Origin of the sequence: Corynebacterium dentalis, from assembly GCF_900232865.1 — a bacterium.
GTDB lineage: Bacteria > Actinomycetota > Actinomycetes > Mycobacteriales > Mycobacteriaceae > Corynebacterium > Corynebacterium dentalis.
This window is the reverse complement of sequence record NZ_OCTS01000004.1, coordinates 140,012-164,206: the sequence shown is the minus strand read 5'-3', so window position 1 is coordinate 164,206 and position 24,195 is coordinate 140,012. Positions and strand designations below refer to the sequence as shown.

Below are 24,195 nucleotides of genomic sequence, written 5' to 3'. Positions count from 1 at the left end.
CACCGTTGTTGAACATCGCGGACAAGCAGTTCGAATCCCACCTCATCATGGGCACGGGCGGGGCCACTTCGCAGTCCATGCTGGAGCAGGCACTGGTGGCTTCTGGAACGCAGTTAACCACCGTGGCCATGCGTCGGTTCCGTGCTGCTGCCAAGGGTGAGGGTGAAAGCGTTTTTGACCTGCTGCAACGCCTGAATATCGCGCCGCTGCCAAATACCGCAGGTTGCCGCACCGCGCGAGATGCCGTGATCACCGCCCGGCTAGCCCAAGAGGCCTTGGGCACCAACTGGGTCAAGGTAGAGGTCATCCACGACGACCGCACCCTGTTGCCGGATGTGGTGGAGACCATCGACGCCACCGAGCAGCTGGTCAACGAAGGTTTTACCGTGATGGCCTACACCTCCGACGATCCAATCGCCGCCAAGCGGCTAGAGGACGCGGGAGCATCAACCGTGATGCCGCTGGGCTCGCCCATCGGCACAGGCCTGGGCATACTGAACCCGCACAATATTGAGCTGATCTGCGCAAACACAGATATTCCCATCTTGATTGACGCGGGCGTGGGTACTGCATCAGACGCTGCGCTGGCCATGGAACTGGGCTGTTCCGGCGTACTGCTGGCCAGCGCCGTCAACCGATGTCAGGACCCAGTGGCGATGGCTGAAGCAATGCGGTATGCCGTGGAAGCCGGGCGCCTCGCGCGCGGCGCTGGCCGGATCCCCACACGCACCCACGCGCAGGCATCGTCCACGTTTGAAGGCCTCGCGAACTGGGCCGACGAGGTTCTGTGATGAGTGCAGATAGAGAACTGCCGCGCGAGGAGCTGCGCCGCACAGCGCGGCACCTGAACTTGCCTGGGTTCGGGATCGAACAGCAGCGCAGGCTGCGCGCAGCGCACGTCCTGGTGGTGGGAGCCGGTGGGCTCGGCTGTCCGGCGTTGCAGCAGCTGGCGGCGGTTGGCGTCGGAAAAATTACAATCATCGACGATGACACCGTTGACCTCACAAACATCCACCGCCAGATCCTGTTCACCGCAGTCGACGTAGGCAAGCCCAAAGTGGAGGTGGCTGCCGCGCGGATCCGTGGCTTGCAACCGGGGATCGAGGTCTGCGAGCTGCGGCGACGTCTCGATTCCGAGAACGCCGTGGAGATCGTGGGCGGGGTGGACCTGGTGCTGGATGGTTCGGATTCGTTTGGGACCAAGTACCTTGTTGCCGACGCCACGGAGATCACCTCCACGCCTCTCGTATGGGGAACAGTGCTGCAATACCGGGGCGACGTGGCGCTGTGGCACTCCGGAACCGAGACCGAGGACGGGCGCGGAGTAGGACTGCGGGACATCTTCCCGGTCCAACCCGGTGGCGGTTTTGTGCCCGATTGCGCGACCGCGGGTGTGTTGGGCGTGACCACGTCGGTGGTGGCGGGCCTGATGGTGACCCAGGCGGTAGCGCATCTCGCGCAGCTGCCGGGTGCGGGCCAGCCGGGGCGCCTGACTAGCTACGAGGCGCTCAGCGCGCGCATGCGCACGCTGGAAGTACAGGCAGATCCGGGCCGCGAGTTGGTTTCGGAGCTGGAGCAGGGCTACGACGTGGGCTGCGCAATGCCCGGTGAAGCCGCGGCCGAGGAAGCCGAACGGCAACGGCTGCTGGGGCTGATCCGCGACGGGCGGGCCGTGGCAGTGGACATCCGCGAGCCACACGAGGTGCTTCTCAACCCCTGGCCCGATGCCGAGCCCGTGCTGCTTCCCGGAAGTGAGATCAGCAGCATCGATGATCTGCCGGAGTTCGACAAAGACCTGGTGGTGGCGTGTGCCGCCGGCGTGCGCAGTGCACGCTTCGTGGAAAACTACGGCGAGCAGCTATCCCGCCGAGGCCTCCAGGCGCAGAGCCTGCCCGGGGGCGTTAACTCACTTTCTCCGTCACGCTCATCCGGCTAAGTGCAACAGTCGCGCCAATCATGACGGTCAGTGCCACGCCCATCGAGAACCAACCGACGCTCGTGGTGACTTGAAAACGCTCGCCCAACACCGCATAGCCCAGCGAGAACGCCACCAGAGGCTCCACGATGGTCATCGCGGGCAGAGAGTTCTTCAACGCTCCCGCATTAAAGCTCAGCTGTTGCACGGCAGTTCCGATCCCAGCCAGCGCCAACAGAGCGTAGAGCTCCCATCCGGTGACCAGACCTTCCATGCCGCGCAGTCGGAAAGTATCCACCACGGCCTTGGACATCAGCGCCAAATAACCCATGATCGAGCCAGTCATCGCGCCATAAAGCAGCGCCTGCATCTCCTTGCCCCGAGTCGCGGCGAACAGCAGAATCGCGCCAATCACCACCACCCCGATGCCCAAGACGAGCAGCCATATTTTCAGAGGCGGATGCGAATCTCCTGACGTCGGACGACCAAGAACTACCAGCACCGCCACCGCAACGGTCAACAGCAAAGCCCACGTGGTTTCCGACTTGGATATGCGGCGACCATCCATGCGTGCGCTGAGCGGCAACGTGAACATCAAACTCAGCACCAAAATCGGCTGCACGATCAGCAACGTGCCAAAATTCAGCGCCACAATCTGCAAGCCATAACCCGCCATCGCGCCGAGCAAACCACCCCACCACCAGGGAGAACGCACTGCATTGAGCAGCGGGACGTCATTGTCCTCAGAGGTAGATGCAACCCGATGGCGGATCACCGTGCCCCACGCGATCGTCAGCGCGGAGAGCAGGGCAAAGAAGATCGCCAGCAGATTGTTTTCATTCATCGATCCCAAACTCTAGCCCACGACAATGCGCGAAACTGCACCGAGCGGTTCAACAGACCAGCACGCTGGGGTAGAATCTGGACGTTAAGACTCACGAACAAGCGCGTCTGATCAATTGGCGTGCACGAAGGGGTGAACGCCACGTGGCACTCATCGTCCAGAAATACGGCGGATCGTCGTTGGAAAGCGCCGACCGCATCCGGCGCGTGGCTGAGCGCATCGTGGAAACTAAGAAGCAGGGCAACGACGTTGTCGTGGTCTGCTCCGCCATGGGAGACACCACCGATGAGCTGCTCGACCTCGCCGAGCAAGTCAACCCAGTTCCCCCAGCCCGTGAGATGGACATGTTGCTCACCGCAGGCGAGCGCATCTCCAATGCCCTAGTGGCCATGGCCATCGAATCCCTCGGAGCCGAAGCACAGTCCTTCACAGGCTCCCAAGCCGGCGTGCTCACCACCGAGCGCCACGGCAACGCACGCATCGTGGGCGTGACCCCCGGTCGCGTGCAAGAAGCGCTCGACGGCGGAAAGATCTGCCTGGTCGCAGGCTTTCAGGGCGTCAACCGGGAAACCCGGGACGTCACCACGCTGGGTCGTGGTGGATCCGACGCCACCGCCGTAGCCCTCGCCGCTGCCCTGCAGGCCGACGTCTGCGAGATCTACTCGGACGTCGACGGCGTGTACACCGCTGACCCACGCATCGTGAAGAACGCACGCAAGCTGGACAAAATCAGCTTCGAAGAAATGCTGGAAATGGCGGCCGTGGGTGCCAAGGTGCTCATGCTCCGCAGCGTGGAATATGCCCGCGCATTCAACGTTCCCCTGCGCGTGCGCTCCTCGTACAGCAGCGATATTGGCACCCTAGTTTCCGGATCAATGGAGGATATTCCCGTGGAAGAGGCAGTACTCACCGGCGTGGCACACGACCGCTCCGAAGCAAAGATCACCGTCCTGGGCATCCCAGACACCCCAGGGGAGGCCGCGAAGGTGTTCCGCGCCATCGCAGATGCCGAGATCAACCTGGACATGGTTCTGCAGAACGTCTCCAAGCTGGACAACAACCGGACGGACATCACGTTCACCTGCCCGCGCGAAGACGGACGCCGCGCCGTGCAGATGCTGAAGTCCATGAAGGAAGCCGCCGAGTGGCAGGACGTCCTCTATGACGATCAGATCGGCAAGGTCTCCCTGGTGGGAGCCGGCATGAAGTCCCACCCCGGAGTGACCGCAGACTTCTGCGAGGCACTGCGCGATGCAGGAGTCAATATCGAACTGATCTCCACCTCCGAGATCCGCATCTCCGTGCTGGTTCGCGAGTCTGAACTGGATAAGGCTGTCGTCGCACTGCACGATCGCTTCCAATTGGGCGGCGAAGAAGAGGTCACCGTGTACGCGGGGACCGGCCGCTAAACCTCTTTCAACTTTCCCCTCGAAAGGACACTGATTTCTCATGACCACCATCGCCGTCGTGGGCGCCACCGGCCAAGTTGGTCGCGTGATGCGCTCTATCCTGCAGGAACGTAACTTCCCAGCAGATACCGTCCGCTTCTTCGCCTCCTCCCGCTCCGCCGGAACTGAGCTGGAGTTTGGGGACAAGAAGATCGTCGTGGAAGACGTGGCAGCCACCTCCACCGAGGACCTCCGCGGCATCGATATCGCGCTGTTCTCCGCTGGTGGCGGTACCTCCCGCGAGCACGCCCCACGCTTCGCCGAGGCAGGTGCCGTGGTGGTGGACAACTCTTCCGCATGGCGCAAGGATGAGAATGTTCCCCTCGTGGTTTCCGAGGTCAACCCCGGCGACGCCAAGAACACCACCAAGGGCATCATCGCCAACCCGAACTGCACCACCATGGCAGCTATGCCCGTGCTGGGTCCACTGCATGCGGAAGCCGGCTTGCAGCGCCTGCGCGTCAGTTCCTACCAGGCAGTATCTGGTTCCGGCCTGTCCGGCGTGTCCGCGCTAATCGATCAGACGCGTGCCAACGCTGACAACCTGGAGGAGTTGGTGCACGATGGTTCCGCGCTGAACGTGGACAGCACCGATCCTTACGTGGCTCCCATCGCGTTCAACGCACTGCCGATGGCCGGCAACCTCGTGGACGACGGCTCCGAGGAGACCGACGAAGAACAGAAGCTGCGCAACGAGTCCCGCAAGATCTTGGGTATCCCTAACTTGCTGGTGGCGGGCACCTGCGTGCGCGTGCCTGTGCTGACCGGCCACACCATGACGGTGCACGCAGAGTTCGACAAGTCCATCACCCCGGAGCGGGCGCGCGAGATTCTCGCCGATGCTCCCGGTGTGGAGGTCGTGGACGTCCCCACGCCATTGGAGGCAGCAGGCAAGGACAACTCACTGGTGGGACGCATTCGCCAGGATCAGTCCGTCGACGGCGGCCGCGGACTGGTGCTGGTGGTCAGTGGCGACAACCTGCGCAAGGGTGCCGCGCTGAACACCATCCAGATCGCAGAACTGCTGGTCTAGCTCCTTTTAAGAGCCGCAGCAGCCAGGGGCGCAGAAGTTTCCGTTCTTGGTGTGGCCGAAGTTCGGCACCGTGCCGAACTTCTCCGCGATCTGCTTTGCGGCTTGCTGCTCCTCAGTCAACGGCTGGGGATCCTCGGCGATCATGTCCACCACCATCGCGGCGAAGGACTTGCTGAGCCCCGGAGTGGCGGAGCGCACGAAGGAAATGCCTGCCTCGTCTGCAGCATCCTTGGCCTCGGTGTCCAGATCCCACTTGACCTCAATGTGATCGGTGATGAAGCCGATGGGGCACAGCACGATGGGGTGCGTATTGCCATGCTCGGCGCGCGACTCGATGTGATCACAGACATCTGGCTCCAGCCACGGCGTGTGAGGAGAACCGGAGCGGGACTGCCACACGAGCTCAACGTCGTATTCCGTACCTACACCGAGATCCACGCCCACGGATTCACCCGTGTTGGCGGGTCCATCGCCGCGCCCACCCACTGGCTCGTGCTCTGCCAGGCGGCCCGTCCACGCATAGCTGGCCCCCGTTCCGGGTTGGCCGGCAAAGGAGCTGGCTTGCTGGACTAAGCGAGCCGAGTCCAAGACCTGCTGGGAGTAGAGATTGCCGCCGAAGCTGTGCGGTCCGGCCTGGTCGTCGGCAACATTCGGCACCGAGTGGGCGGTGAAGATGAGCTCGGCATTTTTCTGATCCTCGTCGGACAGTTGCGCGCGAGCTGCGTCCACGCCCGCAGCGAACTCCGCGATGAAGGCGGGGTTGTCGTGGAAGTGAGGGAGGCGTTCCATCGTCGGTGCCTTCACCCCGGCCTTTTCGCAGGCAGCGATGGCTCTCTGGATGTCCTCTTGGTACTGCGAGCAGCCTGAATAGCCACCCCAAGCGCTGGTGACGAACACATAAGCGTGGGTAATGCCGTCCTTGGCCATCTGGACGGTGGCCTCTTCCACGAACGGCTCCCAGTTACGGTTGCCGAAGTAGACGGGCAGATCGATGCCACGCTCGGTGAGCTCCGCCTCAATGTTCGCGATGACCTGGAGGTTTTGCTCGTTGATCGGGGACTTTCCGCCCAACGTGAAATAGTGCTCGCCAACCTGTTCCAAACGCTCGCGCGGGATGCCTCGCCCGCGGGTGACGTTCTCCAAAAAAGGAACGACATCCTCGGACTTATTCGGTCCGCCGAAGGATAGGAGCAGCAGTGCCTGTGAGGAGCTAGTCATAGTTCCAACCTTAGTAGTCAGTTGCCGGTTCACCCATTGACGGGCTGTTCTTTCCCAGCTCGTGGAGCAGCGCATCCCGCACATGTGGGTAGCGGAAAGGGTGCTCCAGCCGGTTTAGCGCGCCGGGCACCACGTTTTGGTCGGCCAATGCCAATTCCTCCGCGCCGCGTTCGCCCAGAAGTGCTTTGGGACCCAACTCCGGCACGGGAATCTTGAGCTTGGACAGTGGGGAACCGCCGACGTCCGCTAGAACCTCAGTGAACTCCGCATTCGTGACAATGTTCGGCGCCACGGCGTTGACCGGGCCCTGCATCAGAGGGTCGATCAGCGCGCGGTGATAGATGCTTACCAAGTCCTGCAGGCTGATCCATGCAAAGTGCTGCGAACCATCGCCTAGCGGGCCGCCGCCCACCCTCACCGAGGCAGTCAGCATGTCCAGCATCGGCGAGCCGCCCGCGAGCACCAGCCCGGTGCGCACGTTGGTGACACGAAGTCCGGCATCTCGGGCTGGTTGGGTGGCATCCTCCCATTGTTTTACGACGCCACCAATCACTCCCTCGCGCCCGTATTCTGCCTGCTCGTCGACTGCTTCCGGGCGATCATGACCGTAGAATCCCACCGCAGAAGCACACACGAAGGTATGCACGCTTTCAGTGCGCGCAGCCAGTTCCGCGAGCTTCTTCGTAGGGCCTACGCGCGAATCGCGAACCTTTTCGATGTGCTCATCCGTAAAGCGCCCGGCGATGGGATGGCCTGCCAGGTGCACCACGGCATCCACCCCGTCCAAGAGGTTTTCCGGAGGATCCTGCGGATCCCATTGCCGCTGGTCATCCTCAGTGGCGGAACGGGTAATACGAATAACCTTGTGCCCCGCCACCCGCAACAGTGCGCACAGCTGGGTGCCCACCAGCCCGGAGGCTCCCGTAACAGCCACAGTCATGGACTGGGTAGTGCTGCCCGCCCACAGACGAGCGTGAGCCAAGTGGTTGAGATCCTGTTTCAGCTGCTCCTGGCGGAATCCCCACACGCCGGACAACGCCTTGGCGGAGAAGATATGTGGGGCGTTCGTGGTGATTTCATCCCGCAGGACACTCTGGTTAGGCTCCGCGCCCTCTTCGAACTTGTGTATGTGGCGCCAGCCCATCGCTTTGCCTAGGCCGCGGGTGGTGCAGTAATCGGAGAACTGCGCCGAGCCCGCTGTGCCGAGGGGCACAAAGTAGTCAGGATCATGCTGCCCTTCCCAAACGATCCCGCCGGGAAACTTCATGCGGGTCTTGCCGCTCTTGAGATTATCCGCCTCTTGCAAGATAGAAATACGGCTAAAGCCCGGGGTCAGCCGAGTGACCGCGCCAGGTGAGGCGTGATAGTTCCAAAGGTCGCTTAAGGGGTGGGTGAGTGTCTGGGAAAATGCTGTGGTGCTCATGGTGCATACTGTAGCCATGCCCGAGACAGGATGAGTTTCTATCCGAAACGATGTGCCTGATCGGGGGAGGTTTGGCGTCGACCTTGCATGTCCACCAGATCCGCACGTGCACGGGCGACTCGCGAACGAATAGTTCCCACGCGCACACCCGCGATCCCGGCGGCCTCGGCGTAGGTATAACCGAGCATCTGCGTGAGGATCAACGCCTCGCGCCGCTCCGGCTCCAACCTGTCGATCAGAGCGCGAGTGTCCACCCACTCCGCCCAGGTCTGGCCGCCCGTGGTCTCCGTGGCGGGAGTGCCATTGGCTTGCTCGTCCCAATCGCCAGCTGTTTTGCGCGGGCGGGCCATATCGTGGCGGACGGAATCCACCCATACGCGACGAGCCAAGGACAAAATCCAGGTGCGAGCCGTAGACCTAGCCGCGAAACGAGGAAGCGCGCCCAGCACGCGCAGGTAGGTCTCCTGGGTGAGGTCATCGGCGCGATCGGCATCCGCCAAGTGCGCCAGCAGACGCCACACGTCATCGTGGGTCTCCGCGATGAACTTCGTCAAAGCCGCCCGATCCCCTCGGGCGGCGCGGAGAGCCAGATCCGTTACGGACGCGTCGCGAGCAGATACCGCGTTTTCGCTGTGCGTGCCTCGGTCAGGCGGGGATTTCATGAAGGTAGCTTAACACATCCCCCAAATGGGGTTAGTAAATACGGTGTGCGAAAAAATCTAAAAATCTTGCTGGCAAGCTCGAGAGGGAGACCACAAGGAGGTATCACCTATGTTTACTCAAGACCAGCAACACACTTCCAAGGACATCGCCGAGCGAGGCGTCTGCCCTTACTCCGGCCCATCCACCAACGTCAACGGTGCACCCGTTCACACCGAAGAGCACTCCGCAACCGTTGGCGAGCAGGGCCCCCTCCTACTCAGCGACGTTCACCTCACTGAGAAGCACGCGCATTTCAATCGCGAGCGCATCCCCGAGCGCAACGTCCACGCCAAGGGCTCCGGCGCCTTCGGTGAACTGACCGTCACCGAGGACGTATCCAAGTACACCAAGGCAGATCTGTTCCAGCCGGGTCGCGTGACCCCAATGCTAGCGCGTTTCTCTACCGTTGCCGGCGAGCAGGGCTTCCCTGATGCCGTGCGCGACGTTCGCGGATTCTCGCTGAAGTTCTACACCCAAGAGGGCAACTACGACATCGTCGGCAACAACACTCCAGTGTTCTTCCTGCGCGATGGTGTGAAGTTCCCAGACTTTATCCGCTCTCAGAAGCGTCTGGCTGATACCGGCTTGCACTCTGCAGATATGCAGTGGGATTTCTGGACCCGCTCCCCGGAGTCTGCTCACCAGGTGACTTACTTGATGGGAGACCGCGGCATCCCTAAGAGCTTCCGCAACATGGACGGATTCAGCTCCCACACCTACCAGTGGATCAACGAAAACAACGAGCGTTTTTGGGTCAAGTACCACTTCAAGACCCGCCAGGGCTGGGAAACTCTGACTGACGATGAAGCTGCACAGGTTGTGGCTTCTGGCGATTTCGATTCCAGCCGTCGCGACCTCTACGAAGCAATCGAGCGCGGCGACTACCCAACGTGGGACGTCAAGGTGCAGATCATGCCCATCGATGAAGCCGAGGGCTACAGATGGAACCCATTCGATCTGACCAAGACCTGGTCGCAGAAGGATTACCCACTCATCCCAGTGGGTCACTTCACTCTGAACCAGAACCCACAGAACTTCTTCGCACAGATCGAGACGGCAGCATTCGCGCCGTCCAACATCGTGCCTGGTGTGGGCTTTTCCCCAGACAAGATGCTGCTGGCCCGCGCGTTCGCGTACGCGGATACCCAGCGCTACCGCCTCGGAGTGAATCACCACCAGCTGCCTTCTAACCGTTCCGTGGTCAAGGACAAGAACTACTACACCGCCAAGGATGGCGCTGGTAACCAAGAGTTCCCACCAGCTGGCACTCCGGTCTACTCCCCGAACCGCTTCGAACGCGGCGAGGGCACGGACGATGTGTCTGACGGATCTGGCGCCGTGCAAAAGGGTGTGGAGCCAGGTCAGTCCCAGTACGGCTTCGGCCGCGGCCAAGAATCTGGCACGGGCATTGCCTACGATCTGGGTCTCTTCGATGACCTGCATGGTCGCGACCTGACCCGCGGAGCGTACATCCGCCACGAGGATGACGATGACTTCATGCAGGCAGGCATCCTCGTCCGCGAGGTGTTGGACGATGCAGCTCGCGAGCGCCTAGCAAACAACATCGCCGGCGCCATGGACGGTGTCTCTGACCAGGTTGCCGAACAGTGCTGGGTCTACTGGGGTAACGTGGACGAAAACCTGCGCGACCGCGTGAAGGAAATCTTCACCGAAGCACAGTCCAAGTAACGGCCATCACGCAACAGAGTTAAGGAGAACTAAGAGATGAGCGATGCTCTTTACACAGCAAAGTCCCTGTCCACCGGCGGAGGTCGCGATGGACACGTGGCCACCCACGATCGGACCCTGGATCTCGACGTTCGCCCACCCAAGGAACTGGGCGGCAGCGGCGAAGGCACCAACCCAGAGCAGCTGGTGGCTTCCGGTTGGGCAGCCTGCTTTAACGGCGCATTGCAGCTGATGATGAAGCAGGACGGCGTGAACTCTGATCAGACCCCTGAGGTTGAGGTCACCATGACTCTCAACAAGGGCGATGACGGCATGTTCCTGACCGCCACCATCAACGCCACCGTCTTTGATGTGGATCAAGACAAGGCCACCGAGCTGGTCAACAAGGCGCACGAATTCTGCCCTTACTCCAAGGCAATGCGCGGCAATGTGGACGCCAAGGTCACGGCTAACGCAGCCTAATTACGACCTTCCCCGAAGGGGCCAAGGCGCTGAAGATTACTTCGGCTCTTTGGCCCTTTCGCCGCCCGAAAGCGGAACAGTGTGGTCCCAGTGGGTAGCGTGCAACGCACGGCCCATGATGTAGGAGCCCACGGCCTGGATCACCAGCAGGGTGAAGATAGCCGCGATGGCGCGTAGGAATACGCCGAAGTCAAACCCGATTTCTCCCCAAGAATACACCAGGTTGGACAGAATCAGCAGTGGCAAACCCACGCCCGCAGCGGGGCCGATCATGTTGATCTGGGATATGGCATCTGGTGCTAAGTACATGGCGCGGGCGGAGACGAATACGTACACCGCACCCGCGAGTGCCAGAGCACCAGCGAGGATCGCGATGGGCCAGGTGGGCTCGTGGAATTCGATGAGCTCGCCGGCCCCGGCAGCAACAAAAGTGAGGTTCATGATGCTTAGCGCCTCCCTCGAGAAATGATCCGCGCGTACGCTGCCGTGCTGAGAGCGCCGAAGAACCCGGCGTAGACGGCCACTTCAAACGTCACGGCGGAACGATCGTAAATGCCGTAACACATGAACAGTGCCGCCATGCAGAGGAAGATGGCATCGGAAAGCACCGCGCGCCGCGCATCGTTGTGGGTGGTCACGGCACGCCACAGCACCATCAGTAGCGCCGCCACTACGATGACCGTGACGATGATCATGATGATGTTGAGAAATTCCTGCGGGGTCATCAGCGCTTCCTCCTGTTCTTCCGGTTGAGATTTTCCTTGGGGTATAGCGGATCGTACATAGTCTCTTCTGGTTTCGTCTCGCCAGTCTGATCTGGATCTTCTCGCTGCTGCATGTGGCCGGTCTTAGGCGACTGGTCATTCCGTGTGCGAGCGCGCTCTGCGTTTCGGCGAGCTACTTCATAGCGCTCCTGCCGGTTCATGTTGGGTAGGTCCTCGGGATTGCGCTCCTCGTCATCTTGGGCGAGGATCGCCGCCACGAACGCTGCGGCGTGCGGGGTGGAGTCCAGCTTCTCTGCGTCAAAGACCGTTTCGTTGTTCTGACGTCCACCGCGGCTGCCGCGGAATCCGCGAGGCCCCGGGCGTCCGCGCTCTACCAGCAGTTTGACGTCCACAGTGATCTCCTGGGACTTCACGCTCGGCACCAGCTTTTCTTCCATGTGCTCGAGTGATTCCAAAAGTTCCTGGGGGTCGGAGCCATACATTGCGTGAACCGCGAGGAAGCGTTGCACGTTGGAGAGACCGTGGGTCTTGAACTCGTTTTCCCCGACCGCGGACGTATCCTTCCGGCTCCATTTGCCGCTGGCGACGTCTCGGTCTACCTCCTTGGGCCCCGTTATTCCGAGTGCCAGAGTGCCCGGGGTCATCGTGATCGACGCAATGAACGCCGCGATGTCCCGCTCCTTGGTGACGCGCAGCGGGTAGTACAGCACCACAGGGGCGATCTTGCGGCCCGTGCCCAGGGTGTCTACCGCCATGACCGTGGATTCTTTAATGATCTGCCCGGTCAGCCACACGCCGTAGCCCAGGGAATGAAAGAACATGCGAAGGTATTTCATCAGTGCTTCTCCTCTGGTGCTGGTTGAGGATCTTCGTGTGAGCGCAGCGCATCCTCATTGCGAGCTTCTTCCTGGATGGAATTCAATGCGCCGTCCGGAACATGTTCCAGGCCGGACGGTCCAGCATCCAGAACTCGACCGATCGTGTTGTTCGAGTCACCCAGCACGCTATCGACGTACGCAGTAGTATCCGTCAGGTTTTTCGCAGCAGACTCTGTGATGGCAAACATCGGCCCGGCCAGCAGGAACATAGCGACGGACAGGCCAATCATGGTGGCGGATGGAAGTACGAAGCGCGGACGGATCCGCAGCTTCGGATCGCACTCGTTGTCATTCATATCGCGGCCCAAGAACACCTCACGCCACACATAAAGCATGGTCAGCAAGGTGCCGTAGGCGGCCACGATGACCGCGCCAATAGCCACCCAGGACAGCCAAGAGCCATCGGTGGCCATGCCCATGACCAGCCCCAGCTTGCCCATCACGCCAGAAAATGGAGGGAAGCCGATGATCGCCAGTGAACCCATGGCAAAGACAATCGCCACAAACGGATCGCGTCGCAGCAGGCCGGACAGCGGGCGGATGCGCCCGGTGCGGTAGGTCTCTTCAATTGCTCCGGAGGCCATGATCAGCGAAGAAACTACGACCATATGGTGCAGCATGTAGTACAGCGCTGCGGAGAGCATGAGTATGGCGTCGTCCTGCAAAAAAGCGAGTGCGATCAAGAAGAACGGAATACCATTGACCATCTGGTAGGCCAACGCGCCACGCACAGTGGGCTCGGAGAGTCCGGTGTAGGCACCGATCACCATGCCCGCGACCATGAATCCGACCACTCCCCAGGCATATGCAGGGTCGCCCTCGAAGATGGTGAGGAAGACACGGAAGATGGCGTACACGCCGATCTTGGTGTGGATGCCAGAGAACAGAGCCATCACCGCCGCGGAGGTGGAAGGGTAGGCGCGCGGCAGCCAAGTGTGTACCGGCGCTAGACCAGCCTTGATGCACAGGGCGATCAGCACCATGCCCAGTGCCGCTATTAACTGCCATTGGTTGCCACCCACGCCCTCGGCGAACTCGGTGCCGCGAGGTCCGGCAGCGCCTGCCAGCGCGGCGATGTTCGTGGTGCCGATGACGCCGTAGGTGGTGGCCACGCCCGCGAGCAGCATCAGCGAGGTCACTAGGTTCACCACGATGAACATGCGGGCCGCAGACAGGCGGGCCCACGTGCCCGTCATGGCCAGCAGGCCGAAGGACGGCATGAGCATGACCTCGATGAACACGAACAGGTTGAACAGGTCTGCCGTGAGCAGTGCGCCCCACGTGCCGGCCTGCACGAGGATCGCCAGCGAGGGGAAGAAACGAGTGGTGGATTCACCCACGATGTCCGCGAACCAGCTGGCGGTCAGCGCGACCACGGAGGTGGCGAGGACCATCATCGCTGCCAGTGAATCAGCGACCAGTGGGATGGAAATGCCGCCCACAAAGCCGCCGACGTTATCCGCGACCACTCCAGGGTCGCTACCTGCGCCGATGGTCAGGTAGTAGAGCAGGTACGCGGAGCCGATGACGCCTGCCAACGGCACGGCGAGCATGAGGAAGCGTCGCACGAGGAGGGACGGAACCACCGCAGCGACTGCGGAGGATAGGAGGGGAACCAGCAGGAAGAGGGAAAGGGAAGCGCCAATGGTCATGAGTTGGTAGCTCCCTTCTTCTCATCTGCGGGGTTAGTGGGTGTGGTGGGCGCCGGAGTACGTTCCGGCTGCTCTACGGTTTTGGTCGCTTTGCCCAGTGTCTCCAGGGAACGCAGCTTGCGTGCGGTGCGTTCGGGGGACTCGACGGTGCGGGTGTCATCGTCTCGGCCGAGCGCTGCCAGCGTGAGCATCACCGCCGTGGAGGCCATGGAGATCACGATGGCGGTCAGCACAAAAGCCTGCGGTAGTGGATCCGCCGCGACATCCGGAGTAGCGCGGTCCATGAGGGGTTCTTGGCGCCATGTGCCGATTCCCGCCGCCAGGATCAAGAGGTTGACTCCGTGGCTGAGCAGGGTGATGCCAACGATGATGCGCACCATGCCGCGCTGTAGCACCATGTAGACACCTCCGCCGATGAGAATGGCGACGATCGCTGCAATGATCATGATCTATGCCTTCCCGTCTTGTGTGTTGGTATCTTGTTGTTTCGTACCCTGCTTGTCCGGAGTCGGCCGGTGTTTACGAGCGGCTTCGCGTTCCTGTTTGTGCAGCTCTGCAGTACGTTTGCGTTCGGCATCGACTTCCGAGGGGTTGAGCACGATGGTGGATCCGCCTGCATGCACGGCCACATCGTTGTCCGCCGCACTCTTCTTGGTGGGAACTTCCACGGGTGCGGGGTGCCGGGTTGGTTGTTCCAGAACGCGGCGCAGTGTGTCCGTGCCCTTTTTCTTTTTCGACGCCACCCCGGATTCTCCCAGCATCTTTTCCTCGGTCTTGCGGGATGGCGGTTCAGCTCCAGGGCGGTCGCGACCGCCGAGCTCGTTGACGCACACCACGATCAGCCCGATCACCGCTAAGTACACGCCGAGGTCGAACAGCAGCGAAGTGGTCAGGTGCTGGCCGAGGAACTCGCCATGGATGGGAGCCAGGAAGCTGCCCTTGAGCAGCAGGCCGACCAGGCCTGTGAGCAGGGCGGTTGCCATGCCGCCCGCGATGAACCAGTAGCCCAGTTCTCCCTTGCCGATCTTGCGGGCAAAAGGTTGGCCGACGTACCACAGGAGAATGCCACCGGCGGCGATCAGCGCGGCGATGAAAGCGCCGCCCGGAGCCTGGTGGCCGCGCCAGAAGGTCACGGCGGACAGGGTGCCGATCATCGGCAGCACATACGGCAGTGCCTGGCGGCTGAGGATGGAGTTGAGGTACGTGGAACGCAGGTACTTCGAGTAGAACGGTGCCAGCTCGGGGACCTTATGTACGTCCGGGAAGCGGGTGGATCCTTCCGCGCGGAACAGCTCTGAGGTGGAGCCGGGACCGTAGCCGGGCAGTGGGGAGCGGGGGATCGACTGGATGACGGCGGCGATGACGATGCCCGCCATGCCCAACACGATCAGCTCTCCCAAAGTATCGAAAGCACGGAATTCCACGAGGATGGAGGCAACCACGTTATTGCCGCCGGTGATCTCTGGGGTGTTTTCCAGGTACCACTGGGCGATCCGTGGCTTATCGTGACGGCCAAGCAAGAAGTACACACCGAAGAAAGTGATGAGGCCGATGATCACGGAAATTGCCGTGGCTCCCTTGGCCCGGTGCTCACCTTCGCGCAGGTACAGGCGCGGTTGGTGGCGCAGCACCAGCATCATGAGCACCACAACCAAGAACTCCACTAGCAGGTTGGTGGTGGCCACATCGGGTGCGCCCAAGGTCAGCATCAGCCAGGACACACCCACACCGACGATGCCCAGCAAGACTACCGAGGCCATGCGGGAGCGCGTGGAGATGATACCGATGACAGGCAGTGCTATCAGTGCCAGGGCGATCAAATCCGTGGGGCGATCGATGTTGAGCATGCGCGGAGGCACACTGGTCAGACCGCTCGATGTGCCCGGCAACGCGAACGATGCCACGGCCAAACCGACGATCAACAGCAGAATCCATGCCACGTGACGGTCCGGGGACTGCGAGTTGGCCATGGTCGCCATGCGGCGCGCAATATTGGTGGCGCGCTCGTTGGAACCGCTCAGGAATTCCGCGCCGGAGCGCGGTGCGAGCCTGCGGCCTTCCAGCAGCGCAGAGATACGTGCACGGAACGCTACGCCGATAGCACCCACGATCAGCACCGCAATGGAAATGTATAGAGGCACAGTCAGGCCGTGCCAGAGAGCCAAGTGGGAATGAGAGTGACCTGCCCCGGTGGCGGCAACCATGGCGTCGAGCGGCTCATCGAAGGCGCTAAGGAACAGGACGACAGGCAAGGAAAGGACACCTGGGAAAATGGCTGGCAGCCACATCAGGGGTTCTGCTTCCTTGACCTCGGAGACATCGCGCGGGCCGTCAATGAACGCGCCCGTGATGTAGCGCGCAGAGTACAGCAGGGTGAACACAGCGCCGATGCCCGCGATTGCGAGCAGGACGATGATGCCCCACTCGGGCAAAGGCGATTCGGTGAAGGCATCCAGCATGCCCTCCTTGGAAACGAAGCCGAAGGTGGGTGGGACGGCAGCCATCGAGGCCGCCGCGATCACGGCACCACCGAACGTGAAAGGCATCCGACGCCACAATGGGCCGAGGCGCTTGATGTCTCGGCTGCCCGCCTGGTGATCAACCACGCCAGCGATCATGAACAGCGAGGATTTGAACAGCGCGTGCGAGGCGGTATGAACTAGGGCCATTGCAAGGGCAAATGGGGTGCCCACGCCGATGGTGGCTACAATCCAACCCAGCTGAGACACGGTGGAGTAGGCGGTCAGCTTCTTCAGATCCGTTTTCTGGAGTGCGAACACGGCACCCATCACGGCGGTGCCCATGCCCACGACGATCAGCGTGAGGTGCCATGCCATGACGGACTCAAACAGTCCGGAGAAGCGCATCAGCAGGTAAACACCGGCCTTGACCACGGCTGCAGCGTGCAGGAATGCAGAGACGGGAGTGTCTGCGGCCATGGCCTCCGGAAGCCAGAAGTGAAAGGGGAACTGCGCGGCTTTGGAGAACCCGGCGAGTGCGACCAGCACGGCGACGATGGCCAAGCGCGTGCTATCGCCGTCCCACGCAGGTGAAGCGATGATTTCCGAAACGCGGGTGGTGCCGGTGGTGGCGACCATAACTCCGATGGCGGCGAGCAAGAACTGTCCACCGACGAAGGTGACCGTCAACGTACGGAAGGAACCAGCCTCACCGCTGGAACCGCTGCGTGCGATGAGGAAGAAGGAGGCAAGAGTGACCAGCTCCCAGCCGACGAACAAGAGCATCACGTCATCGGCAAGTACCAGCAAAAGTACCGCCAGCATGAACGCCGTCATCAGCACATAAAAACTCATGACCTGCACACGGTGGTGCAGATAGCGCGTGGAATAGATAAACACCACCGCGCCGATGGTCAGCGCGAGGAGGGTGAAAAATAAGGACAGCGCGTCCATGCGCAACGCCAAATCTACGTTGCCCTCAGTGCCGTCAGGTCGCGCGAGTAAACCGCGTATCCACGGGACGGACCACGTGAAAACCTCGCCCTCGATGAGGGGGCGGGCATGCTGAATGATGTATCCAGCAAGACCTATGAACGTAAGGGCAAGTGGCCACCCTGCATTACGGTCAAAAATCTTGACCAGCAACGGAGTCAGAAGTAGAGCCACGGCCACGATGAGGGGGACGGCTACAATTGCCACGCTTTCACAACACCCGATCTTCATGGTCGAAACGTAATGCGACGTTGCTCATTCTATCAGTCGGCAAGACCACCATTTCGGGGGGGGTATGTTCGCGGTCGTGCAAAACTGGGGTAGTGAAACCGCAGGCAACAAGAGAGGATTTACCTATGCGCTTATGGTCTCTCGATCCCGCCTTGCTGGATAGACGCGGATTGGTTGCCTGCTGGAGGGAAGCGCTTCTGGCTCAGAAAGTTTTGCAAGGTCTGACTGTGGGATATAAGAATCATCCTCAGCTGGACCGCTTTCGCGATCAAGACGATCCGGTGGCTTCCGTCGGGGCGTATCTCGCAGGCCTCGCGAATGAAGCAGATTCCCGCGGATACTCCTTCAACCGTTCTCTCATTGTTGAAAGTGTAGGCAGTCCCCAAAAAAATTGCCGTGACCCAAGGCCAGTTAACTCTTGAGGCAGCCGTGCTGCTTGAGAAGGTTAAGGATCGCGACGCTGACTGGTATCAGGATCTCACTTCGCTGCGCGCTGCAGTGAAAGGCGGGAGTTCTGAAGATATCGAAGCTCATCCGCTATTTGATGTCGTCGTCGGCGATGTCGAACCATGGGAAAAGGCAACCACACCACCATCGACCACCTGACCGTGCACGCACGTCGGTGAAAGGGAAATGGTCGGGGTAACAGGATTTGAACCTGCGACCTCTTCGTCCCGAACGAAGCGCGCTACCAACCTGCGCCATACCCCGTTGTGCCCGGAAGCATCGGGCGATGGTGTTCGACTATAGTACCCGGCCTCCCACGCGTTAAAACTGGTGGTAGTCCTCCGTGTTTCCGCGCTCGACCACGTGGATCAACGTCGCCGAAGGGCGGCAGAACGTGCGGAACGGAACGAATTTGGAGTTGCCCAGACCGTTGCTGACGTGCAGCCACATTCGTTCCGTCCACCGCGATAGCCCCTTGGCCCGTGCCCGATCGATGCCACAGTTAGTGACGATCGTGCGGCTCCCCGGCAAGCACAATTGCCCGCCGTGCGTATGCCCAGCCAGCACCAACTGGTAGCCCTCGGCGGCAAACTTATCCAGAATGTATGGCTCGGGTGAGTGCGTCAGGCCAATCGCGAGGTCGGCATCGGGGTGAGGTCCGCCCGCGATGGCGTTGAAATCATCGAGATCGTGGTGAGGATCGTCGACGCCAGCAATCGACACATTGAACTTCTCACTGCGCTCCCACATCCCGTCCGGCCGGGGCGGGATCGAGAACTCCACGTGCTGGTGGGTGGCATCGTTCCATCCATGTTCGATAAACGCGGCGCGCATGCCCTCCCACGGCAGTTTCTCTCCGCTGGGCTTGCGCTTTTTGCCCTGCAGGTAAATCAACGGGTTGACCGGCTTGGGGCCGAAGTAATCGTTGGAGCCGAATACGAACACCCCGGGGTGGTTCAGCAGCGGATCCAAAGCATGCAATACGCCGGGCACGCCACGGGCTTCGCCGAGGTTATCGCCAGTGTTGATCACTAGATCGAAGTCCAGATTGTTTAGCGCCGCGACCCACTTCTGCTTGAGCTTTTGGCTGTCCAGCATGTGGAGGTCGGAGACGTGCAAGATATGGAAGGAATCCTGCGGATCGGCAAACGTGCCGGGGTCCAAAACAGGAGCGGTGACCTGCTTCAGCTCGAACTGACGAATCTCCCGGCTGGCCATCACGAGGGTGGCGATTCCGGTGGCCGCGGTAGCTGCCGCGGCGCCAATCAGGGTCTTCAAGACGTTAGTGCTCACGGTGACTCAGTCTACCGACGGTCAAGACAGCACCGGGCACCGCGGTTCACCGGTTCTAGCTGGGCGATTTACCTCGCACGTTGGAGCGCGCCGTTGAGTTCATTGAAGAATGATTCGGCGTCTCGTTGTAACTGGTTGAGGTCAGGCACGTTCGGTGCCGCTGGCTGCGTTGGTGAGCGCGGGGTAGAAGGTGCCTGATTGCTCTGTGTCGGTGCGCTGTTCGCGGCGGGGGCAGCGCTAGGCGGTGGGTTGGTTCCGCGGTTGTACTTCTGGTTATAAGGAGGGAGCCCTGGTCCGCCGTAGTTGCCGATCACCGCGTTGCTTGCGGTAAAGAACGTTTGCGCTGGTTCATTGCCGCCGTACAGGTTGCCCTCGCCACATTGGCGGACCGGAGCGGTACAGAGGTTGGCTGGGGTGCCGCCGTCGTTGAAGATGTAGCTGGAGCCCGCCCAGCCTAGGGTGAATCCCAGGAACGCGGAGGAGAAGCTGGTCTCGGTGGTACCGGTCTTTGCGGCGATGGGGCCGGACCATCCCGTGGAAGCAGCAGCATTGACTGCGGTTCCTCCGGTGGAATCGCCACCCATGCCGTTGGCCAGAGCGTGCGCAATTTCTGGGTCCAAGGCCTGCTCACATGGGGAAGGCTTGATATCCAACTTCTTTCCGTCGCGATCCTTCACGTTGAGTACCGGCCGCGGCTCACACCAGCGCCCGTTGTCCGCCAGGGATGCCGCAACGTTGGACAGCTCCAGTGGGTTCACCGGGGTGGGGCCCAGAACGAAGGAACCCAGGTTGGCTTCCTTGACGTAGTCCGCGATGGAGTTATCCGCATCTTGGGTGCCCTCATCTTCGTAGCTGCGCAGCCCCAGCTTCACAGCCAAGTCCATGGTCCGTTTCACGCCGACGTCTTCCAGCATGGAAATGAACGGAGTGTTTGGCGAGGTAGACAGTGCTTCCCGCAGGGTCATGGTGGGCTTGTAATCGGCGGAGTTTTCCACGCAGTACTTGCCGGGAGGGCAATCATCCGCGCCGCCATCGCCCAGGCCGTCGACCTCAACACGATTAGGAACGTCCAGCACGGTATCCAGTCCCATGCCGTCTTCAATGGCCAGCGCTGCTGGGAAGAGCTTGAAAATGGAGCCCGCACCGTGGCCCTGCAGGGAATGAGTGACCGGGTTGACGGTCTCCATCTTGTCCGAGTCCAGTCCATAGGTACGCGAGGAAGCCATGGCGACGACTTCGTGGGACTTATCTCGCGGCGCGATGAAGTTGATCGCTTGGGAAACTCCTGCAGCCTGAGGATCGACGTACTGCGTTGCCGCGTTGTGGGCTGCTTCCTGTGCCTGCGGGTCTAGCGTGGTCTTGATGGTGTAACCGCCACCGGCGATGTCATCCATCGACATGCCCTTGCCCTGCAGCCACTCCAGGACGTAGTCGCAGAAAAAGCCCGCGTTTCCAGCGCCGATACATCCGTTGGCCTCACCGTGTGGTGATTTTCCGACGCCAAGAGGCTCCGCTGCCGCCGCATCAGCCTGTGCCTGGGTGAGTGTGCCAGCGGTGACGCGAGACTGCAGCACCGTATCGCGCCGGGCCTTTGCAGCTTCCGGGTTGGTGTAAGGATCCAATGTGGTGGTGGACTGCACTACTCCGGCCAGAAAAGCGGATTGCGCCGCATTGAGCTTGGAGGCGTGCGTATTGAAGTAGGTGCGTGCCGCAGCTTCGATGCCGTATGCACCGTGTCCATAGGACACGAGGTTGAGGTAGCGGGTGAGGATCTCATCCTTGGACAGCTGATCGTTGAGGTCGCTGGCCATCCGCATTTCACGCAGCTTGCGGGGAATGGAGGTCTCGATGGCAGCCTCGCGCTCATCGGGTGAGTCTGCCTCGATGAGGTAAAGGTAGTTCTTGACGTACTGCTGATTGAGGGTGGATGCGCCTTCTGCTACCCCACCGCTGGTGAGGTTCGATACTGCGGCGCGTGCCGTGCCTCGCAGGTCCACGCCATTGTGCTCGTAGAACCGACGGTCCTCGATGGCGACGATCGAGTCCTTCATCTCTTGGGAGATCTCATCCGAGGTGACTTCATAACGACGTTGGTCGTATATATATGCCAAAGGCTTGCCGTTACGATCGGTGATCGTGGTGGTGAGGGGAAGCTTTTGGTTCTCCGACATGTCCTCCAAGTTGGAGTTCATGGTTTCCGCGCCGGAATTGACCAGCCAGCCGCCAGCCAGGGCGATGGGGGAAAGGGCGAGAGCGCACAGGATTCCGCCCACGATGAGTGTGGCCAGCAAGCGGCTGAGCGTCGGGAGGGTCGAGGTGCTCGGGGAATTCACCCGTCTCACATTAGCTGACCACGCAGACAGTGAATAGACCGTTGCATGTAGTGGGATAAGGATGGTGGCGAAGATGCGCTTGTGCATCTGACCGCAAAAAGTTTGCACGGGGGTATGTAGTTTGTGCTGTCTACATAATTACTTCCGACGGGAAGTGAGTTAATTTGCCGAACTAATCAACGAGATCTTCGTAGGATAATCGCCCCTCCATGTTGCCGTCGCAAAATGGGTAAACCCGTGTGTGACCTGCGTCATGTCGTGACGGCTAATGGAAAATCCGCAGGTAAATACCCTTTCTAATTAGATATCAATAGTGAATTATCAGCCAACTCTAAGGAAGTGGGCAGCGTTTTGGTGGCGCAGCCGTCACTCACCCCCACAGTGTGATCCATTCGACACTTCTAAAATCGTGTGAATAAAATTACGGCCATCGTGACAGTGACGTTCGACCCAACGGCCTGCTTAAAGGCCCAATTCGGAGGATTTAACCGATGACCGCATCTCTTGCTCGCCCAACCGCTTCCGCACATACCGTGTGCCAGCCATCTGAGCAGGTAACGAGCCGTGAGTCCTTCAATAACCGTGGCGATTGGGTCACTCAGGCACACTGCCGGGACATCGACCCAGAAGAACTGTTCGTCAAGGGCGCCGCACAGCGCAAGGCTGTGGCCATCTGCCGCCACTGCCCAGTGGTTCTGCAGTGCCGCGCCGATGCCCTCGATAACCGCGTGGAATTCGGCGTATGGGGCGGAATGACCGAGCGTCAGCGTCGCGCCTTGCTGCGCAAGCACCCAGAAATCGATAGCTGGGCAGATTTCTTCGCCGGGCAGCTGGCAACCGCCTCTGAGAGCTAGTCTCTCTCCTTATAGTCTTTGCGTTCGATACACTGTGACCCATGACCAAATGGGAATATGTCACCGTGCCACTGCTCACCCACGCCACCAAGCAGATCCTCGATAACTGGGGTGAAGATGGCTGGGAACTCGTCTCCGTGCTCCCCGGGCCAACCGGCGAACAGCACGTCGCGTACATGAAGCGGGAAGCGTAATGCACAGCCAGCGTCTTTCTGAGCTGGGCATTGAACTGCCGCCCGTGGCTGCTCCAGTTGCCGCGTACGTCCCCGCCGTTCGTTCTGGCGATCATGTCTACACCTCTGGCCAGCTGCCCTTTGTTGACGGACAATTGCCGGCCACAGGCAAGGTCGGGGCGGACGTGGATCCGGATCAAGCAACTGAGCTGGCCCGAATCGCCGCCCTTAATGCCGTTGCCGCTGCGGCCGATCTGGTGGGATTGGACAACATCGAACAGGTGGTAAAGGTCAACGGTTTCGTTGCCTCTGCCCAGGATTTCGGTGGTCAGCCCGGCGTAATCAATGGTGCGTCCACGGTGTTGCAGGAAATTTTCGCCGACGCAGGCGTCCACGCTCGTGCCGCCGTTGGCGTGGCTGAGCTACCTCTGAATTCACCAGTTGAGGTAGATATCGTCGTTCGGGTGCGTGACTAGCCTTTCGCCCCAGTGCCGACCAGCACGAATTTGGGGTTAATGTTTGCTCATTAGGGGCGCGATAACCGGTTTGTCCGACGTACACTATGGGCATGGAGCATCCCGCCTACAGCCAACTTCGTCCTGTTACCGACAATGCCGGTGTGGTCTTGGCACCGAACCCCAGCTACTCCTCCTTGGAGGGCACTAACTCGTGGGTTATCCGCGGCGAAAATGATCGCGTGTGTGTGATCGTTGATCCCGGACCGGAAGATGAGGGACACCTCAACGTCCTGAACACCAAGGCCACGGGCACCGCCGAAGCGCCGGTGGAGATCGCCTTGGTGTTGCTTACACATCGCCACGGCGATCACGCTGGGGGCGCGCTGCGCTTCCGTCAGATCACTGGAGCTCCAGTGCGCGCAGTGGATTCTCACTACTGCTACGGCGCGGAGCCACTCCAGCCGGGCGAGGTCATCCGTATCGAGGGCTTGACTCCCACCATCGAGGTTGTGGGAACCCCGGGTCACACCGCTGATTCCGTCTGCTTCTTCATTCACTCTCAAGGCGGAGAGGACCATTCTGACGTCGAGGCAATCATCACCGGCGATACCATCGCCGGCCGCCACACCACCATGATCTCCGAAACGGACGGCGATCTGGGTGCTTACCTAGACACGCTGGCGATGCTGCGAGACCGGGGAGAAAACGTCCCCATGCTGCCGGGCCACGGCCCTAACTTGGAGAGCACTGCGGAGTTCGCCAACAAGTACATTGACCGTCGCGAGCTGCGCCTCAAGCAGGTGCGGGAAGCTCTCGACGAGCTGGGCGAGGACGCATCGGTCAATGACATCGTCAATCACGTCTACACCGATGTGGATCCTGTGCTCCGCGATGCTGCAGAGCAGTCCACGCGCGTGACCCTGCGCTACCTGCAAGACCAGAACAGCTAGCGCTCTCCCCTTTTC

General features: G+C 60.8%; 22 protein-coding genes, 1 tRNA gene and 1 pseudogene. 11 read left to right on the top strand and 13 right to left on the bottom strand.

The genetic code is table 11. The features are described from left to right. Window positions 1-5: 5 nt before the first annotated feature. Entirely contained in the window at window positions 6-791 is a 786-nt protein-coding gene (locus CS919_RS05230; protein WP_099298443.1) for a thiazole synthase, read from the top strand. Beyond that, complete coding sequence (locus CS919_RS05225; RefSeq protein WP_099298442.1) at window positions 791-1,936, top strand: ThiF family adenylyltransferase; 1,146 nt, start codon at window positions 791-793, stop codon at window positions 1,934-1,936. The genes CS919_RS05230 and CS919_RS05225 overlap by 1 nt, the downstream gene beginning before the upstream one ends. Here the strand turns inward: CS919_RS05225 and CS919_RS05220 are convergent. Beyond that, window positions 1,902-2,759, bottom strand: a complete 858-nt coding sequence (locus CS919_RS05220; RefSeq protein WP_099298441.1) for a DMT family transporter — start codon at window positions 2,757-2,759, stop codon at window positions 1,902-1,904. The genes CS919_RS05225 and CS919_RS05220 overlap by 35 nt on opposite strands. Window positions 2,760-2,902: 143 nt before the next feature. Between CS919_RS05220 and CS919_RS05215 the strand changes: the two genes are divergently transcribed. After that, window positions 2,903-4,168 (top strand): aspartate kinase, encoded by a 1,266-nt coding sequence (locus CS919_RS05215; protein WP_099298440.1) that lies wholly within the window; start codon window positions 2,903-2,905, stop codon window positions 4,166-4,168. 40 nt (window positions 4,169-4,208) lie between these two features. After that, window positions 4,209-5,240, top strand: a complete 1,032-nt coding sequence (locus CS919_RS05210) for an aspartate-semialdehyde dehydrogenase (protein WP_099298439.1) — start codon at window positions 4,209-4,211, stop codon at window positions 5,238-5,240. 6 nt (window positions 5,241-5,246) lie between these two features. On the opposite strand, the gene CS919_RS05205 is transcribed toward CS919_RS05210, so the two are convergent. The 3 genes from CS919_RS05205 to CS919_RS05195 are packed head-to-tail and all read right to left on the bottom strand — an operon-like array spanning window position 5,247 to window position 8,543. Then, window positions 5,247-6,458 (bottom strand): ferrochelatase, encoded by a 1,212-nt coding sequence (locus CS919_RS05205; protein ID WP_099298438.1) that lies wholly within the window; start codon window positions 6,456-6,458, stop codon window positions 5,247-5,249. A gap of 10 nt (window positions 6,459-6,468) precedes the next feature. Then, window positions 6,469-7,881, bottom strand: a complete 1,413-nt coding sequence (locus CS919_RS05200) for a TIGR01777 family oxidoreductase (RefSeq protein WP_099298578.1) — start codon at window positions 7,879-7,881, stop codon at window positions 6,469-6,471. A 38-nt stretch (window positions 7,882-7,919) separates the two neighbouring features. After that, on the bottom strand, window positions 7,920-8,543 hold the full coding sequence (locus CS919_RS05195; protein ID WP_099298437.1) for an RNA polymerase sigma factor: 624 nt from the start codon (window positions 8,541-8,543) through the stop codon (window positions 7,920-7,922). Between the two features lie 109 nt (window positions 8,544-8,652). Here CS919_RS05195 and CS919_RS05190 point away from each other — a divergent pair, with 109 nt between their 5' ends. Further along, window positions 8,653-10,272, top strand: coding sequence for a catalase (locus tag CS919_RS05190; protein WP_099298436.1), 1,620 nt, complete (start codon window positions 8,653-8,655; stop codon window positions 10,270-10,272). A gap of 36 nt (window positions 10,273-10,308) precedes the next feature. Beyond that, window positions 10,309-10,734, top strand: coding sequence for an organic hydroperoxide resistance protein (locus CS919_RS05185; RefSeq protein ID WP_099298435.1), 426 nt, complete (start codon window positions 10,309-10,311; stop codon window positions 10,732-10,734). Window positions 10,735-10,770: 36 nt separating this feature from the next. Here CS919_RS05185 and CS919_RS05180 read toward each other — a convergent pair whose 3' ends face one another. Genes CS919_RS05180 through CS919_RS05155 form a run of 6 tightly spaced genes read right to left on the bottom strand, consistent with a single transcriptional unit; the run spans window position 10,771 to window position 17,648 of the window. Further along, window positions 10,771-11,175 (bottom strand): Na+/H+ antiporter subunit G, encoded by a 405-nt coding sequence (locus CS919_RS05180; RefSeq protein WP_099298434.1) that lies wholly within the window; start codon window positions 11,173-11,175, stop codon window positions 10,771-10,773. Between the two features lie 5 nt (window positions 11,176-11,180). Beyond that, a complete protein-coding gene (locus CS919_RS05175; protein WP_099298433.1) occupies window positions 11,181-11,459 on the bottom strand; it encodes a monovalent cation/H+ antiporter complex subunit F in 279 nt (92 codons plus the stop codon). Beyond that, the gene (locus CS919_RS05170) at window positions 11,459-12,295 is read right to left on the bottom strand and encodes a Na+/H+ antiporter subunit E (RefSeq protein WP_099298432.1); all 837 of its coding nucleotides are present in this window, start codon (window positions 12,293-12,295) and stop codon (window positions 11,459-11,461) included. The genes CS919_RS05175 and CS919_RS05170 overlap by 1 nt, the downstream gene beginning before the upstream one ends. After that, on the bottom strand, window positions 12,295-13,989 hold the full coding sequence (locus CS919_RS05165) for a monovalent cation/H+ antiporter subunit D family protein (RefSeq protein WP_099298431.1): 1,695 nt from the start codon (window positions 13,987-13,989) through the stop codon (window positions 12,295-12,297). The genes CS919_RS05170 and CS919_RS05165 overlap by 1 nt, the downstream gene beginning before the upstream one ends. After that, window positions 13,986-14,435 (bottom strand): cation:proton antiporter subunit C, encoded by a 450-nt coding sequence (locus CS919_RS05160; protein ID WP_099298430.1) that lies wholly within the window; start codon window positions 14,433-14,435, stop codon window positions 13,986-13,988. Before CS919_RS05160 ends, CS919_RS05165 begins: the two co-directional genes overlap by 4 nt. A gap of 3 nt (window positions 14,436-14,438) precedes the next feature. Next, complete coding sequence (locus tag CS919_RS05155; protein WP_099298429.1) at window positions 14,439-17,648, bottom strand: DUF4040 family protein; 3,210 nt, start codon at window positions 17,646-17,648, stop codon at window positions 14,439-14,441. Between the two features lie 149 nt (window positions 17,649-17,797). Between CS919_RS05155 and CS919_RS05150 the strand changes: the two are divergent. Beyond that, window positions 17,798-18,278: pseudogene (locus CS919_RS05150) on the top strand (pyrimidine dimer DNA glycosylase/endonuclease V). A gap of 28 nt (window positions 18,279-18,306) precedes the next feature. On the opposite strand, the gene CS919_RS05145 reads toward CS919_RS05150, so the two are convergent. The 3 genes from CS919_RS05145 to CS919_RS05135 all read right to left on the bottom strand — a co-directional run bounded on the left by CS919_RS05145 (window position 18,307) and on the right by CS919_RS05135 (window position 21,745). After that, window positions 18,307-18,383 (bottom strand) — tRNA-Pro (locus CS919_RS05145). Window positions 18,384-18,440: 57 nt separating this feature from the next. After that, window positions 18,441-19,412, bottom strand: coding sequence for a metallophosphoesterase (locus CS919_RS05140; RefSeq protein ID WP_234990828.1), 972 nt, complete (start codon window positions 19,410-19,412; stop codon window positions 18,441-18,443). Between the two features lie 68 nt (window positions 19,413-19,480). Then, window positions 19,481-21,745, bottom strand: coding sequence for a transglycosylase domain-containing protein (locus tag CS919_RS05135; protein WP_234990827.1), 2,265 nt, complete (start codon window positions 21,743-21,745; stop codon window positions 19,481-19,483). A gap of 491 nt (window positions 21,746-22,236) precedes the next feature. On the opposite strand from CS919_RS05135, the gene CS919_RS05130 reads away from it, so the two are divergent. From CS919_RS05130 to CS919_RS05115, 4 genes are all read left to right on the top strand, one after another. Next, the gene (locus CS919_RS05130; RefSeq protein ID WP_099298427.1) at window positions 22,237-22,599 is read left to right on the top strand and encodes a WhiB family transcriptional regulator; all 363 of its coding nucleotides are present in this window, start codon (window positions 22,237-22,239) and stop codon (window positions 22,597-22,599) included. A gap of 41 nt (window positions 22,600-22,640) precedes the next feature. Continuing rightward, window positions 22,641-22,793, top strand: coding sequence for a Sp36 family protein (gene sp36 / locus CS919_RS05125; RefSeq protein WP_099298426.1), 153 nt, complete (start codon window positions 22,641-22,643; stop codon window positions 22,791-22,793). Further along, a complete protein-coding gene (locus CS919_RS05120) occupies window positions 22,793-23,248 on the top strand; it encodes a RidA family protein (protein WP_099298425.1) in 456 nt (151 codons plus the stop codon). Before sp36 ends, CS919_RS05120 begins: the two co-directional genes overlap by 1 nt. 92 nt (window positions 23,249-23,340) lie before the next feature. Then, entirely contained in the window at window positions 23,341-24,180 is an 840-nt protein-coding gene (locus CS919_RS05115; RefSeq protein WP_099298576.1) for an MBL fold metallo-hydrolase, read from the top strand. Window positions 24,181-24,195: the final 15 nt, after the last annotated feature.

Coding starts and splice junctions, on each gene's coding strand:
- CS919_RS05225 (WP_099298442.1), top strand. CDS start 791: ATGAGTGCAGATAGAGAACTGCCGCGCGAGGAGCTGCGCCGCACAGCG.
- CS919_RS05220 (WP_099298441.1), bottom strand. CDS start 2,759: ATGAATGAAAACAATCTGCTGGCGATCTTCTTTGCCCTGCTCTCCGCG.
- CS919_RS05210 (WP_099298439.1), top strand. CDS start 4,209: ATGACCACCATCGCCGTCGTGGGCGCCACCGGCCAAGTTGGTCGCGTG.
- CS919_RS05205 (WP_099298438.1), bottom strand. CDS start 6,458: ATGACTAGCTCCTCACAGGCACTGCTGCTCCTATCCTTCGGCGGACCG.
- CS919_RS05200 (WP_099298578.1), bottom strand. CDS start 7,881: ATGAGCACCACAGCATTTTCCCAGACACTCACCCACCCCTTAAGCGAC.
- CS919_RS05195 (WP_099298437.1), bottom strand. CDS start 8,543: ATGAAATCCCCGCCTGACCGAGGCACGCACAGCGAAAACGCGGTATCT.
- CS919_RS05190 (WP_099298436.1), top strand. CDS start 8,653: ATGTTTACTCAAGACCAGCAACACACTTCCAAGGACATCGCCGAGCGA.
- CS919_RS05185 (WP_099298435.1), top strand. CDS start 10,309: ATGAGCGATGCTCTTTACACAGCAAAGTCCCTGTCCACCGGCGGAGGT.
- CS919_RS05180 (WP_099298434.1), bottom strand. CDS start 11,175: ATGAACCTCACTTTTGTTGCTGCCGGGGCCGGCGAGCTCATCGAATTC.
- CS919_RS05175 (WP_099298433.1), bottom strand. CDS start 11,459: ATGACCCCGCAGGAATTTCTCAACATCATCATGATCATCGTCACGGTC.
- CS919_RS05170 (WP_099298432.1), bottom strand. CDS start 12,295: ATGAAATACCTTCGCATGTTCTTTCATTCCCTGGGCTACGGCGTGTGG.
- CS919_RS05165 (WP_099298431.1), bottom strand. CDS start 13,989: ATGACCATTGGCGCTTCCCTTTCCCTCTTCCTGCTGGTTCCCCTCCTA.
- CS919_RS05160 (WP_099298430.1), bottom strand. CDS start 14,435: ATGATCATTGCAGCGATCGTCGCCATTCTCATCGGCGGAGGTGTCTAC.
- CS919_RS05130 (WP_099298427.1), top strand. CDS start 22,237: ATGACCGCATCTCTTGCTCGCCCAACCGCTTCCGCACATACCGTGTGC.
- sp36 (WP_099298426.1), top strand. CDS start 22,641: ATGACCAAATGGGAATATGTCACCGTGCCACTGCTCACCCACGCCACC.
- CS919_RS05120 (WP_099298425.1), top strand. CDS start 22,793: ATGCACAGCCAGCGTCTTTCTGAGCTGGGCATTGAACTGCCGCCCGTG.
- CS919_RS05115 (WP_099298576.1), top strand. CDS start 23,341: ATGGAGCATCCCGCCTACAGCCAACTTCGTCCTGTTACCGACAATGCC.